This window comes from Pseudomonas sp. SIMBA_068 (assembly GCF_046534705.1).
Classification (GTDB): Bacteria; Pseudomonadota; Gammaproteobacteria; order Pseudomonadales; family Pseudomonadaceae; genus Aquipseudomonas; species Aquipseudomonas putida.
The window spans coordinates 1-251 of record NZ_JAWRYI010001170.1; the positions used below are offsets into that span (position 1 = coordinate 1).

Sequence of the window (251 nt, forward strand, 5' to 3'; positions counted from 1 at the left end):
GCACCGGCCACTGCTGACCTGATTGCCCGTATTACTGCCGGTATGGCAAACGATCTGGTGACGACCGCCGTGTTAGCGACGGCCTCACCCGTGGCAGTGGTGCCCGCTATGAATCAGCAGATGTATCGTGCGGCGGTGACCCAGCATAACCTGCAGAGCCTGCAGGCGCGTGGCGTGCTGATTTGGGGACCGGACAGCGGCAGCCAGGCCTGCGGCGATGTCGGGCCGGGCCGGATGCTCGACCCGCTGGT

At 65.7% G+C, this 251-nt stretch carries 1 protein-coding gene; it reads left to right on the forward strand.

Annotation, left to right across the window (positions count from 1 at the left end; genetic code table 11):
• Nucleotides 1-251: flavoprotein (locus tag SB756_RS33215; protein WP_410913654.1), on the forward strand; the 251-nt coding region annotated here is incomplete at both ends.